This is a genomic window from Streptomyces sp. NBC_00385, assembly GCF_035917155.1.
Classification (GTDB): Bacteria; Actinomycetota; Actinomycetes; order Streptomycetales; family Streptomycetaceae; genus Streptomyces; species Streptomyces poriferorum.
Genome location: NZ_CP107951.1, coordinates 3,895,161 through 3,910,567 on the forward strand (window position 1 = coordinate 3,895,161; position 15,407 = coordinate 3,910,567).

A 15,407-nucleotide genomic window follows, 5' to 3' on the forward strand; every position below is an offset into this window, starting at 1 on the left:
ACGGGCAGGCGCGCGCCGGTCCAGTGAGAGACAGCTGCGCACCGGACCCTCACGGGCGGGGGCGGCGCTTCTTCCCGTCGAGCTCGTCCCACCACGCGTCCGACTCCGGGTCACCGGTCGCCTCGCCCTTGTCCAGACGCACGTGCGGCCGGGATGGAGGCCGGGGCGGCGTGGCGGCGGGGTCGTCCCACCAGCGGTCCTCCGGGCCCTTCCGGTTGGCGACCATCGCCGCGACGGGCGGGATCACCATCGCGACCACGCACATCGCGATGGCGGCGGGCATCGACCAGAGCCTCACGAAGGCCCAGGCGGAGACGAAGAGGACGAGACAGATCCCCATCATCACGAAGTAGGCGCGCCGGCGTCGGCGGTACATGCATCCAGCGTAGGCCCGATCGGCCCGCCCGGCCGGTTCTGGACAGCACCGCCTGCACGCCCGGCCGGCACCGTTTCCCGCCCGCCCGGCCGGTCCGGCACCTCGCCGGGTTCCGCCCGGACGGCACGAAGGGCCGCACCCCGTTGCAGGCGGCGTCCAACCCCCTGGGGTACGGCCCTTCGGCCGGTCATCGGCAGAACCGTGACAGCAAGCTGCCGCTAGACGGCGATGGCCACCTCGGAGAGGCCGCCCGTCTGTGCCACGACCGTGCGGTCGGCGCTGCCGCCGGGGACGAGGGCGCGCAGCGTCCAGGTGCCCTCGGCCGCGTAGAAGCGGAACTGTCCGGTCGCCGAGGTCGGGACCTCGGCGGTGAACTCGCCGGTCGAGTCCAGCAGGCGGACGTAGCCGGTGACGGGCTCGCCGTCGCGGGTCACGCTGCCCTGGATGGTGGTCTCACCGGGCTTGATCGTCGAAGCGTCGGGGCCGCCGGCCTTTGCTCCACACATGGCGTTCTGTCCTTCTGGTCGGGGGTCGTGCTGGTCCAGGTCGTACGGGTTACTTGTTGGCGCCGAGCTCGATCGGCACGCCCACGAGGGAGCCGTACTCGGTCCACGAACCGTCGTAGTTCTTGACGTTCTCCTGGCCGAGCAGCTGGTGCAGCACGAACCAGGTGAGCGCGGAGCGCTCACCGATGCGGCAGTAGGCGATGGTGTCCTTCGACAGGTCGACCTGCTCGGCCTCGTAGAGGGCCCTGAGCTCGTCGTCCGACTTGAAGGTGCCGTCGTCGTTGGCGTTCTTCGACCACGGGATGTTGCGGGCGCTCGGCACGTGGCCGGGGCGCTGCGACTGCTCCTGCGGGAGGTGGGCCGGGGCGAGCAGCTTGCCGCTGAACTCGTCGGGCGAGCGCACGTCGACCAGGTTCTGGCTGCCGATGGCCTTGACGACGTCGTCGCGGTAGGCGCGGATCGACTCGTCCTGCGGCTGGGCCTTGTACTGCGTGGCCGGGCGGGACGGGATCTGGTCGCCGTCGACCAGGTCGCGGGAGTCGAGCTCCCACTTCTTGCGGCCGCCGTCGAGCAGGCGGACGTCCTGGTGGCCGTAGAGCTTGAAGTACCAGAACGCGTAGGACGCGAACCAGTTGTTGTTGCCGCCGTAGAGGACGACCGTGGTGTCGTTGCCGATGCCCTTGTTCGACAGCAGCTCCTCGAAGCCGGCCTGGTCGATGAAGTCACGGCGGACCGGGTCCTGGAGGTCCTTGGTCCAGTCGATCCGGATCGCGTTCTTGATGTGGTTCTTCTCGTACGCGGAGGTGTCCTCGTCGACCTCGACGATGGCGACCTTCGGGTCGTCGATGTGGGCCTCGACCCAGTCGGCGTCTACCAGGACGTCACTGCGGCTCATTCTGTTCTCCTCCGGGGCAGTCTGCGGCGGGATGATGCGAGTGGTACGCGATGGTGCGTGGTGATCCGGATGTACGCGGCGCGGGTTCGGCGCGTGCACGGGGGCCACGCGGGATGGCCCCGACGAGCGGTCGAAGGGCCGGGAATGCGGGAAATCCGACGGATCCCGCTCAGACAGTGCGACAGAGCATGGCGGCGACGCGGCACAGGTCCACTGCCCGCCGCTTCGTGAGATCCGCCTGTCCCCGCTGCGGGAGACCGCTAATAGAGCACTGCATGGGACCGATCGTAGGGACGTACGGGCGGACATGTCACCGTTGTGTCGCATATTGAGACACGATCGTCCGGAGTATGAGACGCGATCGAGGTCGCGGGCACCTGGAGGCAGCCGTCCGGCCCACGCGGCGCGTCGGGCATCTGCGGAACGGACTCCATCGTCTCAGTATGTGGCGGTGCGGTCCGTCCGGGGGCATGGCTCCGCCCAGGAGCCCCTCTACCCGGCCGGGGCGGGAGTTATCCGGCGAGGCGTACGTCGGTGCCCGTCACGGAGATCTCCAGCCCGGCGGCGGTCGGCTGGATCTTCTCCAGCTTCAGGCCGTTCGGCAGTTTGCCCACTTCGCGCTCGAAGTCGATCTTCTCGCGTACGAGCTTTTCGAGGCCGGGGATCCCCTCGCCCGGCACCTTGTCCGCGTGCACCCGCACGGTGTGGCCGTCGACCAGGGTGACGGTGGACAGGACGCTGCGCGTGACCGCGCCGACGACGGGGATGCCGGTGACCGTGCCGGTGACCTTCACCTTGCCGTTGCCGCCGTACTCGACGACGACACCGTCGGCGGCCTTCGTCAGGTCCTGGTACGAGATGACGGCCGTCCCACTGGCCCGGGTGGCCGTGGCGCCGGAGAAGCCGTCGGTCAGCCGCACCTGGTGCAGTTCGGCTTCCATGCTGCTGATCCGGAGCACACGGCCGCCGGCGGTCGCCTCGATCCCGGTGACCTTCACGTCGACCTCGTCGAGTTCCGATCCGGCGACCTGGGTGAGGAACGGGAACCCCTTGATGGAGACGTCCGTCGACCCGGTCCGCGCCCCGGAGACCACCACCCGGTCCGCCGCCTCCGACTCTGCGAAGTACACCGCCGCACGGTCCACCGCGATGAACACCCCGGCCAGAACCACCACGACGATCAGCAGTATTCGCAGTGCACGCATGCCTGTCCTCCCCCGCGCCACATCCATCGGATCCCTGGCGTCGTGAGCCTACTGCGGCCACACGTCACGCCCCGGGTGATCGACGTGCGGAAGCCCCCCAACGGTTCCCCGTGGAGGGCTTCGGCAGGCCGGGTGACGCGGTACGGGCTACGCGATCACGCGCCCGATCAGATAGACGGCCGGGGCGGCCGCGGTGAGCGGCAGGGCCACACCCGCGGTCATGTGCACGAAGCGTGACGGGTAGTCATAGCTCGCCACCCGCAGCCCGATCAGCGCACAGCCGCCGGCCGCGAGGCCGAGCAGCGCGCCCTTGACCCCCAGGTCGGTGACGGCACCGCCCACCGCACCGGCACCCGCGGCGACGACGAGCGCCGCCACGACCGAGGCCGGTCCGGGCAGCGGCAGCGCCCGGACGAGCACCGCCGCGGCGACGGCCACACCGCCGGCCGTGACGGCGTCCGGGACGGCCGCGAGGTGGCCGGTGGCGAGCACCGCGAGCGCGGCCGAGGCGACCGTGGCCATCAGCCCCTGCATCCGCTCGTCGGCGCCGGCCCGGCTGCGCAGCTGGAGCACGACGGTGAGGAGCACCCAGATGCCGAGGGTGCCCAGGATCGCGGCCGGACCGTTCTCCCGGCCGGCCGCGAGCAGTGCCACATCGGCGACGAGACCGCCGGCGAAGGCGAGCGCGATGCCCTGCCGGGCCGGCCACATGCCGTTGAGCCGGAACCATCCCGCCGCGGTCACCGCCTGGAGCAGCACCAGCGGGACGACGAGGGCGTACGGCCCGACGGCCGCGCCGAGCGCGAGGAGCAGCCCGAGTCCCGCGGTGATCGCGGCCGGCTGCATCCCGGGCGCGATGACCGGCGAACGGCCCTCGGCGCGGGCCCGCTGGGCGTCGGTGATGCGGCTGTTGCCCAGGGTGGTCGGCGCGCTGTAGCCGTCCTCGCCCTGCGCGGGGGCCGCGGGGGCCGGGGCGGGCGCTGCGGGAGCGGCCTGGGCCTCGGGAGGCAGCGGGTAGGAGCCGGACGCACCCTGCACCGGCGCCAGGTACGCGGTCTCCTCGGCGGCCTGCACAGGAGCGGCGGGCGGCACAGGGCCTGCGGGCTCGGTGGGCCGGATCGTCGGCTGGTACTGCGTGTCCCAGGTCTGGCCCTCCCAGGTCTGGGTGACCCCCTGGTCCCCGGTCGGCCAGCCGGTCCCGGGCTGCGCCTGCGGGGCGGGGGAGCCCTCCTGCGGGTAGGGGGCGGCCTGCTGGGGCGGGTGTGCGTCGTACCCGCCCGGCGTCCCGTACGGCGCCGCACCGCCCGCGTAGGGCGCCTGCTGCCCGTACGAGGGGTCGGTGTACGCCTGGGCCTGGTCGGCGTATCCCTGGCCCGGGTAGGCCTGCCCGGAGTACGCCTGACCGTCGTACGAGGCGTCGCCGTACGCGGGGTCCCCGTAAGACTGCTGCTGTTGCTGTTGCTGCGGCTCCTGCCCGTACGGATACTGCGGCTGCGGATATGGCGGCTGCTGCTGCGGGTACGGCTGCTGCTGATCGCTGCTGCTCATGTTCTGCGGTTCACCCTCCTGCGAACGGCGGGAGCACCTCGACCGTGCCGCCCTCGGCAAGGCGTACGGTCTCATGGCTCCGGGTCCCGACGGGGTCACCGTCGATGAGGAACGAACACCTTTGCAGTACGCGGCTCAGCTCGCCGGGGTGCCGCACGCGGACCGCGTCGAGCGCCTCTTTGAGCGTCGCAGCGGTGTACGGCTCCTCCGCGGTTCCGGCCGCGGCCTTGGCAGCTGCCCAGTAGCGGATGGTTCCCGCAGGCATGGCGGCACTCCTCTCGTCTCGCGTCAGCTCACGCGTCGGCTGTCCATCATGGTTCACCGCGTCATCGCCCAGTCGGCGATCCGGGTGAGCAACGTCTCGTCCGCCGCGTTCTCCGCGTGGCCCATGCCGGGCTCCAGCCACAGGTCGGCGGCCCCGCCCGCCGCGTCGGCGAGCATCCGCGGGTGGTCGAGCGGGAAGTACGGGTCCCGGTCGCCGTGCACGATCAGGAGCGGGGCCGGGGCGATCCGGCCGGCGGCCTCGACCGGGGAGAGCGGGACCGGGTCCCAGTCGTCGCGGTCGATCCGGGTGCGGAAGCCGTACCGCCCGACGAGCCGGCCGGTGGGGCGGGTGACCATCCAGTGCAGGCGGCGCATCGGGGCCGTCCCCCGGTAGTACCAGCGCGCTGGAGCGCTCACCGACACCACCGCGTCCGCATGCGCCTCCCCGTGCGCTTCCGTGCGCCCCTCGGGCTCCCCCGCCGCTCCGGGGGCCGTATACAGCGCCCCGTGCCGGAGGACCACGGAACCGCCCATCGAGAACCCGGCCGTAACGATCCGCGTGTGTCCGAGCGACCTCGCCCAGGCCACGGCGGCCGCCAGATCCAGCACCTCGCGGTCGCCCACCGTGGACCGTCCGCCCGAGCGTCCGTGCCCCCGGAAGGAGAACGTGATCACCGCCGCACGCTGCGAGAACACCTGCGCGGCACGCCGCACGGCGGGGCGGTCGGCCGAACCGGTGAATCCGTGCGCGACGACGATCGCGGTACCGGAGCCGCCGGCCCCGGAGCCGGCGGCGTCATCTCCCGTACCCGGGTCGTACACCGCCTCGATGAGGACCCCGTCATCGGCCCGCAACGCGACCCGCAGCGGACCGTTCGTGATCAAGGGAACAGAGGAACTCCGAAATCGCCCCTCGGAGAGAGAAGTCATGTGGGCTATTCTGGCGGGAAGAGGATCCGGGCAATGCAGCCCCCGGGTCCTTTTGTGCATTCCGCGCGTTGTTACGACGACGTTTCGACAAGCTCAGCGGTCCTGGGCGCGGGCCGCACGAGTAAAGGCCGTATGACGAAACGTCGTACGACCGCACCCGAAAAAGCGTACGAAGCAGTGCCGCATACTCCCCCGGGTCCGACCCGGGAGTGCCCCTCTCGCAGGGAACGAGGAGGACCGACGTAATGGGCGAGCCAACCGTGCACGATCATCGACCGACGACCCAGGCAGGTGGGCGGCGATGAGTTCACTGCTGCTCCTGACGAATGCCCTTCAACCGTCGACGGAGGTGCTTCCCGCCCTCGGCCTCCTGCTGCACAGCGTGCGGGTGGCTCCCGCCGAAGGACCCGCTCTCGTCGACACCCCCGGTGCCGACGTCATCCTCGTCGACGGACGGCGCGACCTGCCGCAGGTCCGCTCGCTCTGTCAGCTGCTGCGGTCCACCGGACCCGGCTGTCCGCTGATCCTCGTCGTCACGGAGGGCGGCCTCGCGGCCGTCACCGCGGACTGGGGCATCGACGACGTGCTGCTGGACACGGCGGGTCCCGCCGAGGTCGAGGCGCGGCTGCGGCTGGCCACCGGCCGGCAGCAGATCACCGCCGACGACTCCCCGATGGAGATCCGCAACGGTGACCTCTCGGTGGACGAGGCCACGTACAGCGCGAAGCTCAAGGGCCGGGTCCTGGACCTGACCTTCAAGGAATTCGAACTGCTCAAGTACCTGGCGCAGCACCCGGGCCGGGTCTTCACTCGCGCCCAGCTGCTCCAGGAGGTCTGGGGCTACGACTACTTCGGCGGTACGCGGACGGTCGACGTCCACGTACGGCGGCTGCGCGCCAAGCTCGGCCCCGAGCACGAGTCGCTCATCGGCACCGTCCGCAACGTGGGCTACCGCTTCGTCGCGCCGGAGAAGGTCGAACGTGCCGCCGCCGAGGAGGCCAAGTCGGCGGCCGCGAAGGCGACCGCCGAAACCCTCACCCGTTCGGAGCAGCCGGAGGTAGCCGAGGTCACGGAAGAAGCCCCGGTCCGGCCTGCCGGGAAGTAGTTCCATCCGCGTAGACTGCCGCGCGTGGCCAAGGTGACGCGGGACGATGTGGCGAGACTGGCGGGGACGTCGACCGCAGTGGTCAGTTACGTCATCAACAACGGACCCCGGCCGGTCGCCCCGGCCACGCGCGAGCGGGTACTCGCCGCGATCAAGGAGCTGGGCTACCGGCCCGACCGGGTCGCCCAGGCGATGGCCTCGCGGCGGACCGATCTCATAGGGATGATCGTGCCGGACGCGAGGCAGCCGTTCTTCGCGGAGATGGCGCACGCGGTCGAACAGGCCGCCGCCGAGCGCGGGAAAATGGTGCTCGTCGGCAACTCCGACTACCGCGACGAGCGCGAGGTCCACTACCTGCGTGCCTTCCTGGGCATGCGGGTCTCCGGTCTGATCCTGGTCAGCCAGGGCCCGAGCGAGCGCGCGGCGGCGGAGATAGAGGCGTGGGACGCCCGGGTCGTGCTGCTGCACGAGCGGCCCGAGGCGATCGACGACGTCGCGGTCGTCACGGACGACGTCGGCGGCGCCCAGCTCGCCACCCGCCACCTGCTGGAACACGGCAACGCGTACGTCGCGTGCCTCGGTGGCATGGAGTCGACCCCGGCGGTCGGCGACCCGGTCGCCGACCATGTCGAGGGCTGGCGCCGGGCCATGCACGAGTCGGGCCGTTCGACCGAGGGCCGGCTCTTCCAGGCCCCGTACAACCGCTACGACGCCTACCAGGTGGCCCTGGGGCTCCTCGCGGGCCCCGACCGCCCGCCGGCGATCTTCTGCACGACGGACGACCAGGCCATCGGGGTGCTGCGGGCCGCGCGCGAGCTGCGGATCGACGTGCCCGGTGAGCTCGCGGTGGCGGGCTTCGACGACGTGAAGGAAGCCGGTCTGACGGACCCGCCGCTGACGACGGTGTTCTCCGACCGCCCGGCGATGGCGCGGGCCGCGGTCGACCTGGTGCTGGACGACTCGCTGCGGGTGTCGGGTTCACGCCGGGAGCGGCTGAAGCAGTTCCCCTCGGCGCTGGTGGTCCGGCGCTCCTGCGGCTGCGGGGAGCCGCCGACGGCCCGGATCCTCGGCTGACGGAGCGGCCCTTATATCGGGCATACGAGCTTCTGCCGGGCTTCTCAGGGCACGCTCAGGGTCCTCTCATGTTCGCTGGACACTCTCGTAGACATGACAGAGACCCAGCGCCCGAGCGGCGAGTACCCGATGTACCCCTCGTACGGCAACGGAGACGCGGCCTACCCGCCGCCGCCGTCATACCAGCCCGTCCAGCCGGTCGCCATGGGCCCCGGCACCACCGTGTGGCCCGCCCCCGGCACAGCCGAGGCACCCACCGGCGGTGCGGGTCACGGCGGCGGGGGCCTTCACGGGCTGCCGCAGCAGGCGCCCGAACCGTCCGCCCCCCGCCGCCGGGTCCGCCGGCCCGTCGCGCTCCTCGCGGCGGTGGCCATCGCGGCCGCGGTCGTCGGCGGCGGCACCGCCACCGTGATCGGACAGCTCACCGACAACGGCACCGGCGGCACGGCCGGCAGCGTCATCCCCGGCACCACCGTCTCGCAGAGCAGCAAGGGCACCGTCTCCGGCGTGGCCGCGGCCCTCGCGCCGACGATCGTCGAGATCGGCGCGACGTCGACCTCGGGCGAGTCCACCGGTTCCGGCGTGGTCATCACGTCGGACGGCGAGATCGTCACCAACAACCACGTCATCGCCGGCGCCTCGTCCATCAAGGTCACGCTGAGCACCGGCAAGACGTACACCGCCGACATCGTCGGCACCGACGCCGACAAGGACCTCGCGCTGATCAAGCTCCAGGGCGCGAGCGGCCTGAAGACGGCGACCCTCGGCGACTCCTCCCAGGTGGCCGTCGGCGACCAGGTCGTCGCGATCGGCTCGCCCGAGGGCCTCACCGGCACGGTCACCAGCGGCATCGTGTCCGCACTCGACCGCGATGTCACGGTCGCCAAGAACGATGACAGCACCGACAGCACCGGCGGCACCGGCGGCTCCGACAGCGGCCAGGGCCAGGGCCAAGGGCAGGGGCAGGGGCAGGGGCAGGGCGGCGGGCAGCAGTGGCCGTTCGAGTTCGGCGGACAGCAGTTCAACGGCGACACCGGCGACTCCACCACCACGTACAAGGCCATCCAGACCGACGCCTCGCTGAACCCGGGCAACTCCGGTGGCGCCCTGATCAACATGAACGGCGAGATCATCGGCATCAACTCGGCGATGTACTCGGCCAGTTCGTCGAGCGGCTCCAGCAGCGCCGGCGCGGGCAGCGTCGGCCTCGGCTTCGCCATCCCGGTGAACACCCTCAAGGCCGACCTCGACACACTGCGGGCCGGCGACAGCTCCTGAGCCGCGCCGCGCGACGCCGCGCCACGGCCGTGCGAGGCTGAGAAACCAGCGGTGCGCCCGGCCCCGTACGGAACGAGAAGAGGACGAAGCAGCGATGAGCCCCGCCGAAGACGATCCGCAGCGCATCCTGATCGTCGACGACGAGCCCGCCGTGCGCGAGGCCCTGCAGCGCAGCCTCGCGTTCGAGGGGTACGGCACCGAGGTCGCCGTCGACGGTCTCGACGCCCTCACGAAGGCGGAGTCGTACGACCCCGACCTCATCGTCCTCGACATCCAGATGCCACGGATGGACGGGCTGACCGCCGCCCGCCGCATCCGTGCCACGGGCACCACCACCCCCATCCTGATGCTCACCGCCCGTGACACCGTCGGCGACCGCGTCACCGGGCTCGACGCGGGCGCCGACGACTACCTGGTCAAGCCCTTCGAGCTGGACGAGCTCTTCGCCCGCATCCGGGCCCTGCTGCGCCGCAGTTCGTACGCGGCCGCGGCGGGCCCCGTCCCCGACGACAACGTCCTGGCCTTCGCCGACCTGCGCATGGACCTCGCGACCCGCGAGGTCATGCGCGGCACCCGCCACGTGGAGCTGACCCGCACCGAGTTCACCCTCCTGGAGATGTTCCTGGCGCACCCGCGCCAGGTGCTGACCCGTGAGCAGATCCTCAAGGCGGTCTGGGGCTTCGACTTCGAACCGAGCTCCAACTCGCTGGACGTGTATGTGATGTACCTGCGCCGCAAGACGGAGGCGGGCGGCGAACCCCGCCTGGTCCACACGGTCCGCGGCGTGGGATACGCGCTGCGGTCGGGCGGGGGCGACGGATGACCGGCCCGCTCCGGCGGATCCGCGCCCTGCCGCTCCGCTCCCGGCTGGCGCTGCTGGTCGCGACCGCGGTGGCGGTGGCGGTGGCGGCGGTGGCGGTGGCGTGCTGGTTCGTGACGAAGGCGCAGCTGGAGCATCAGCAGGACACGTCGCTGCGCAACACCACGGTCGACGGGCGCTACCTGACCTCCCTGTACTCGTACTGTCTGGGCACCGGACAGCAACTGCCCCGCACCGACTCCGGGCTCACCGTTCAGCTCATCGACGCCCAGGGAACGGTCTGCACCGACCCGGAGTCGGCGGCGCTTCCGGTGACCGCGTCCGACCTCGCCGTGGTCAACGGTGAGCGGCCGACGGCCCTGCACTCGTCGACCGACGCGGACGGCGTGAAGATGCGGGTGTTCACGAAGCCGGGCGAGGTGAAGGGGGTCGGCCAGCCTTCGCTGAAGATCGGCATCTCCTTCGCCCGCCCCCTGAGCGAGATCGACAAACCCCTCACCACCCTCGCCTGGGTCCTCCTGATCGTCTCCGGCATCGGCGTCGTCGGCGCCGGCGCCGCCGGGCTCTGGGTGGCCCGCTCCGGCCTGCGCCCCGTGGACGAGCTCACCGAGGCCGTCGAGCACGTCGCCCGTACCGAGGACCTGACGGTCCGCATTCCGGTGGAGGGCGAGGACGAGATCGCCCGGCTCTCCCGCTCGTTCAACTCGATGACCGCGTCGCTCGCCACCTCCCGCGACCGTCAGGCGCAGCTCATCGCGGACGCCGGCCACGAACTCCGCACCCCGCTGACCTCGCTCCGCACCAATGTCGAACTCCTCGCCCGGAGCGACGAGACCGGCCGGGCCATCCCGCCGGACGACCGCCGGGCGCTGATGACGTCGGTGAAGGCACAGATGACGGAGCTGGCCTCGCTCATCGGCGACCTCCAGGAACTCGCGCGCCCGGACGCGGCGGACCCCGGTCCGCTCCAGGTGATCGCGCTGCACGACATCGCCCGCACCGCCCTGGACCGCGCCCGGCTGCGCGGCCCGGAGCTGACCATCACGGCGGAGCTGGCCCCCTGGTACGTACGGGCCGAACCGGCCGCGCTGGAGCGGGCGGTCGTCAACGTCCTGGACAACGCGGTGAAGTTCAGCCCGCACGGCGGCACCATCGACGTCGTCCTGCACCGGGGCGAGCTGATGGTCCGGGACCACGGTCCCGGCATCCCCGCCGACGAGCTCCCGCACGTCTTCGAACGCTTCTGGCGCTCCCCGTCCGCCCGCCAGCTCCCCGGCTCGGGCCTCGGCCTGTCGATCGTGGCGCGGACGGTCCAGCAGGCCGGCGGCGAGATCGACCTGCGCCCCGCGGAGGGCGGCGGCACGGAAGCCGTGATCCGCCTCCCGGGGGCACCCCAGCCACCGCCGGAGCCTCCGCGGGGGTAGCGCCACCAGCCCTACGCCCCCTCCAGCCGCCCCGCCAGCGCTCGCAGCCCCGCCGCGATCTCGGCGGCGTCCGGCGCCCGGTCCGGGTCGGTCAGCCACTGGATCATCACGCCGCTCATCAGCGCGAGCTGTACCGAACCGAGCCCCCGCACATCCGCCTCGGCGACCTCCGCCTCCGGCACCCCGGTCAGCTGGGCCGCGACCCCCCGGCGGCCTTCGCGCTGGCCGGCGGCCAGGAGGGCCAGCAGGTCCGGGGCGCTCTGGGCGTGGACGAAGGCCCCCGATCAGCGCGGCCACGGCGACTCCGACCGGGCGGACGACTACGGCCGGGAGGGATACGTCTCCGATCTGGCCGCCCTGCTCGACCACCTGGACCCCGGCCCGGTCGTCGCCCTCGGGCACTCTCTCGGCGGCATCAACGCGCTGCACCTCGCCGCCACCCGGCCCGCCGCCGTCGCCGCCCTCGTCAACACCGACTCCCCGGTGGACCTGCCGCACCAGGACCCCGGCCCGCTGGCCTTCCTCGCCGGCTTCCCGTACACCGCACCCACCCGGGAGGAACTGATCGCCGCCTGCGGTCCGGTGGGCCCGATGGTGGGGCCGCTGCTCCGGCCGCTGCCGGGCGGGGACGGCTGGCGGCTGCCGTTCCACCCCCAGGACACGCTCGCCTCCGAGCGGCAGGTGCACGGCGACCACTGGGCGCAGTGGCTGGCGAGCGACTGCCCCGCTCTGGTGATCAACGGCCGCACCAGCCAGGCACTGCCCGCCGAACAGGCCGCCGCGATGGCGTCACTGCGCCCGCGCACCTCGCTCGTCACGCTGGAGACGGACCACTTCGTCCAGCTCCAGGACCCGAAAGGGTTCGCCCGGTCGGTCCGGGAGTTCCTGGCGGGTCTGTGATTGCCCTTCTCAGGACGCCGGATTGTGCCGGATCAGTGACTCCACCAGCCCCGACCGGGTCGCCGGGAAGTCCAGCGGGACGATGCCGAGGCCGGTCCAGCCGGCCGTCCCCGAGGAGTCCAGGAAGGAGTGGACCTGAGGGTTGAGCCGGTCCGCGTTCCAGCGGGGCGGCAGCAGGGCGGCGGTGCTCACGTAGTTCATGAACAGCTTGCCCGGCTGCTCGGCCGCCTTGCGGAACTGGGCCTCGATCTGCGGGTACTTGGCGAACGGCTCCGCCATGTAGTCGTCCTGGATGTCGAAGAGCCCCGGATCGGCGTACCGCACCCCGGGCAGCCCGCCGTTGTCGGCGAGCAGCACCACCTTGCCGCGGGCCGCTCCCAGCGTCGGCAGCGCGGAGTCGATGTGGAACAGCGGGCGCCAGCCCCGGCTGTCGAGGTAGTCGTCGAAGACCGCCCGGAACGCGGCGTCGCTCTCCTCCGAGTACTCCTGCTTGACCCGCATCAGCACCGTCTCGGTGGGCCGCCGGGCGAGGAAGTCCCGGCAGGCGCCGAGGACATCGCCGAACATCAGGTTCTGGTACGAGGCGCCGTGGTGGATCGCGAAGGAACCGCCGGTGATCCGGCAGCGCACGTCGAGAAAGCGCACCCCGCTGTTCAGCTGCTCCGTGATCGTGGTGTTCTGGCACTCGGTCCAGGGGCCGCCGTAACGGGCACCGGAGTCGTGCGTGCCAGGAATCGTCAGACTCCGGAGCGCGGCGGCGTCCGCGATGCCGCTCATCCAGTCCTGCACGGTGAGGGCCTGCCGGGCCTCGGCGCGCGCGGGCGCCGTACCGACGAGGGCGGTGGCGGACAGGGCCAGCGCTCCGGCCAGGAAGTGTCTGCGGTTCGCGGTGTACGGGCTCATGCGGGGATGCCTCCGGGTGCCGTGTGGGGTCAGCCAGCCTGGGATCAGCCCCCGGATTATGACCCGTACACATCACGCACGGAACAGGGCGTACGCCTCGGGGACGGCGCGAGAACGACGGATGCGCGGGCCGGGGCCTTGGCCCCGCCCGCGCATCCGCCGCTGTCGTGCGTCCCCTACTCCTACTGGACGACCGTGATCCGGTCCGCCGCCGGCGGGGCCAGCGGCGCGGCGGCCGTGGAGTGCGCCGCCAGGTAGGCGTTGAACAGGTCCAGGTCGGAGGCGCCGACCAGCTTGTTGGTGCCCGCGCCGAGGGCCGCGAAGCCGTCGCCGCCGCCCGCCAGGAACTCGTTCATCGCGACCCGGTAGGTCTTGGCCGGGTCGATCGCCTCACCGTTCAGCTTGATCGTGCCGGTGACCACGCGGTCCGCGCCGGCCTTCGTCATGTCCAGGGTGTACGTGAGGCCCTTCGAGACCTGGAGGATCTTCGGGCTGGCCTCGTTCGAGCCGCTGACCTGCTGCTGGAGCGCGGCGACCAGCTGCGCGCCGGTCAGGTCGACGACGTTCATCATGTTGGTGAACGGCTGCACGGTGAACGACTCCCCGTACGTCACCACGCCGTCACCCTCACTGCCCGACGCCTTGTACACCAGGTCGGCACGGATGCCGCCCGGGTTCATGAACGCGACGACCGCCCCGCCCTTGTCCGCCGGGGCCAGGCCCTCCAGCTGCGCGTCGGCGATCAGGTTGCCGAGCGGCTTCTCCGGGGCTGTGGAACCGCGGCCGTTGATGTCGGCGGAGATGAAGCCCTGCGGCCGGCTCGCGATCGGCGCCGCGAGGGTGTTCCAGCGGGCGATCAGGTCCGTCATGTCGGTGGCCTTGGCCTGGTCCCGGGTGACGACGTGGTTCACCGAGACCGGGTTCGCGGGCGCGGGGCGGTGCTTCGAGGACGTCTTCACCGCGGTGCGCACGATGTCCTTGGTGCGGCGGTCGTACGTCAGCGTCGTGTCCGTGTACAGCTTGCCGAACGACGAGGCCGAGGTGACCAGGCGCGGGTTGCCCGCCGGGTCCGGGATCGTGCACACGTACGCCTGGTGGGTGTGGCCCGTGACCAGCGCGTCGACCTTCGGCGAGATGCCCTTGGCGATCTCGGTGATCGGACCGGAGATGCCGTCACCCGCGGCCGGACTGTCGCAGTCGTAGTTGTACGAGGACGAGGCCGGGGCGCCACCCTCGTGGATCAGCGTGACGATGGACTTCACGCCCTGCCGGTCCAGCTCCTTGGCGTACTTGTTGACCGTCTCGATCTCGTCGTGGAACTTCAGGCCCTTGACTCCGTTGGCCGTCACGATGTTCGGCGTGCCCTCCAGGGTCACCCCGATGAAGCCGATCTTGACGCCGTTCTTCTTCCACACCGTGTACGGCTTGAGGATCGGCTTGCCGGTCTTCTCGTCCGTCACGTTGGCGGCCAGGTAGGGGAAGTCGGCGCCCTCGAACTTCTTGCCCTTCTCGTAGCACCCCTCGACCGGGTGGCAGCCGCCGTTCTGGAGGCGGGCCAGCTCGGTGGCGCCCTCGTCGAACTCGTGGTTGCCGACGGTCGTCACATCGAGGTCGATCTTGTTGAGCGCCTCGATGGTCGGCTCGTCGTGGAACAGGCCCGACAGCAGCGGGCTCGCCCCGACCATGTCGCCGCCGGCCGCGGTGACGGAGTACGGGTGGCCCTTGCGCGCGGCACGCAGCGAGGAGGCGAGGTACTCGACGCCGCCGGCCGGGACGGCCTTCACCGTGCCGTCGGCCTGGGTCTCGTTGACCGTGCCGGCCGAGCCGGACGGCGGCTCCAGGTTGCCGTGCAGGTCGTTGAAGGACAGCAGTTGCACGTCCACGGTCCGGGCCGGCGTGTGGTGGCCGTGGCCCTGGGCGCCGGCCGGCATGGCGGCGACCAGTGCGCCGACGGTGGCCAGACCGGCCGCGGCGGCGAGCACCCGCCGGGACGCGCGGTTCTTCTGCGGTGTCGCTGACATCGGTCCCCTTGAGAGTTCAGCGGGAGGTGTGAGGGTGGTGACGAGTCTGGAGACTGCGTGCCGCAGCCTAGAGTCAACGCGCGTAGCGCGACAGGTGTTCGGGGTTACGAATAGGTTGCCGTCCGATGCGGAGGCCGCAGACGCAAGGCGGCCCGCGC

The 15,407-nt window shown here is 71.7% G+C and carries 17 protein-coding genes; 6 read left to right on the forward strand and 11 right to left on the reverse strand.

Annotated elements, in window-relative coordinates; all coding sequences use genetic code 11:
• Positions 1–49: 49 nt before the first annotated feature.
• The 8 genes from OG959_RS17170 to OG959_RS17200 form a co-directional block, all read right to left on the reverse strand.
• Positions 50–376 carry a DUF3099 domain-containing protein gene (locus OG959_RS17170; RefSeq protein ID WP_326659399.1) on the reverse strand — a complete coding sequence of 109 codons (327 nt, stop codon included), beginning with the start codon at positions 374–376 and terminating at the stop codon, positions 50–52.
• Positions 377–594: 218 nt separating this feature from the next.
• A complete protein-coding gene (locus OG959_RS17175) occupies positions 595–882 on the reverse strand; it encodes a DUF1416 domain-containing protein (RefSeq protein WP_018490348.1) in 288 nt (95 codons plus the stop codon).
• A gap of 49 nt (positions 883–931) precedes the next feature.
• A complete protein-coding gene (locus tag OG959_RS17180; protein WP_326659401.1) occupies positions 932–1,777 on the reverse strand; it encodes a sulfurtransferase in 846 nt (281 codons plus the stop codon).
• A 169-nt stretch (positions 1,778–1,946) separates the two neighbouring features.
• The gene (locus tag OG959_RS38710; protein WP_353961645.1) at positions 1,947–2,054 is read right to left on the reverse strand and encodes a putative leader peptide; all 108 of its coding nucleotides are present in this window, start codon (positions 2,052–2,054) and stop codon (positions 1,947–1,949) included.
• Positions 2,055–2,289: 235 nt separating this feature from the next.
• The gene (locus OG959_RS17185; RefSeq protein WP_326659403.1) at positions 2,290–2,982 is read right to left on the reverse strand and encodes an LmeA family phospholipid-binding protein; all 693 of its coding nucleotides are present in this window, start codon (positions 2,980–2,982) and stop codon (positions 2,290–2,292) included.
• 147 nt (positions 2,983–3,129) lie between these two features.
• Positions 3,130–4,530 carry a hypothetical protein gene (locus tag OG959_RS17190; protein WP_326659405.1) on the reverse strand — a complete coding sequence of 467 codons (1,401 nt, stop codon included), beginning with the start codon at positions 4,528–4,530 and terminating at the stop codon, positions 3,130–3,132.
• Between the two features lie 10 nt (positions 4,531–4,540).
• Positions 4,541–4,795 carry a MoaD/ThiS family protein gene (locus OG959_RS17195; protein WP_326659407.1) on the reverse strand — a complete coding sequence of 85 codons (255 nt, stop codon included), beginning with the start codon at positions 4,793–4,795 and terminating at the stop codon, positions 4,541–4,543.
• Between the two features lie 53 nt (positions 4,796–4,848).
• Positions 4,849–5,724, reverse strand: a complete 876-nt coding sequence (locus OG959_RS17200) for an alpha/beta hydrolase (protein ID WP_326659409.1) — start codon at positions 5,722–5,724, stop codon at positions 4,849–4,851.
• 301 nt (positions 5,725–6,025) lie between these two features.
• Between OG959_RS17200 and OG959_RS17205 the strand changes: the two genes are divergently transcribed.
• The 5 genes from OG959_RS17205 (at position 6,026) to OG959_RS17225 (ending at position 11,425) form a co-directional block, all read left to right on the forward strand.
• Positions 6,026–6,829: a response regulator transcription factor gene (locus tag OG959_RS17205; protein WP_326659411.1), complete on the forward strand. Its 804-nt coding sequence runs from the start codon at positions 6,026–6,028 to the stop codon at positions 6,827–6,829.
• A gap of 24 nt (positions 6,830–6,853) precedes the next feature.
• Complete coding sequence (locus OG959_RS17210) at positions 6,854–7,903, forward strand: LacI family DNA-binding transcriptional regulator (protein ID WP_326659413.1); 1,050 nt, start codon at positions 6,854–6,856, stop codon at positions 7,901–7,903.
• Positions 7,904–7,996: 93 nt separating this feature from the next.
• Positions 7,997–9,181: a S1C family serine protease gene (locus OG959_RS17215; RefSeq protein ID WP_326659415.1), complete on the forward strand. Its 1,185-nt coding sequence runs from the start codon at positions 7,997–7,999 to the stop codon at positions 9,179–9,181.
• A 94-nt stretch (positions 9,182–9,275) separates the two neighbouring features.
• Positions 9,276–10,004 (forward strand): response regulator transcription factor, encoded by a 729-nt coding sequence (locus OG959_RS17220; RefSeq protein ID WP_326659417.1) that lies wholly within the window; start codon positions 9,276–9,278, stop codon positions 10,002–10,004.
• Positions 10,001–11,425, forward strand: coding sequence for a sensor histidine kinase (locus OG959_RS17225; protein WP_326659419.1), 1,425 nt, complete (start codon positions 10,001–10,003; stop codon positions 11,423–11,425). Before OG959_RS17220 ends, OG959_RS17225 begins: the two co-directional genes overlap by 4 nt.
• 11 nt (positions 11,426–11,436) lie before the next feature.
• Here OG959_RS17225 and OG959_RS17230 read toward each other — a convergent pair whose 3' ends face one another.
• Positions 11,437–11,607, reverse strand: coding sequence for a hypothetical protein (locus OG959_RS17230; RefSeq protein WP_326659421.1), 171 nt, complete (start codon positions 11,605–11,607; stop codon positions 11,437–11,439).
• Between OG959_RS17230 and OG959_RS17235 the strand changes: the two genes are divergently transcribed.
• On the forward strand, positions 11,543–12,325 hold the full coding sequence (locus OG959_RS17235) for an alpha/beta fold hydrolase (RefSeq protein WP_326666432.1): 783 nt from the start codon (positions 11,543–11,545) through the stop codon (positions 12,323–12,325). The genes OG959_RS17230 and OG959_RS17235 overlap by 65 nt on opposite strands.
• Positions 12,326–12,334: 9 nt before the next feature.
• Here OG959_RS17235 and OG959_RS17240 read toward each other — a convergent pair whose 3' ends face one another.
• Together OG959_RS17240 and OG959_RS17245 are read right to left on the reverse strand one after the other, a co-directional pair.
• Complete coding sequence (locus tag OG959_RS17240) at positions 12,335–13,228, reverse strand: phosphatidylinositol-specific phospholipase C (RefSeq protein WP_326659423.1); 894 nt, start codon at positions 13,226–13,228, stop codon at positions 12,335–12,337.
• 182 nt (positions 13,229–13,410) lie between these two features.
• Entirely contained in the window at positions 13,411–15,249 is a 1,839-nt protein-coding gene (locus tag OG959_RS17245; protein WP_326659425.1) for a bifunctional metallophosphatase/5'-nucleotidase, read from the reverse strand.
• Positions 15,250–15,407: the final 158 nt, after the last annotated feature.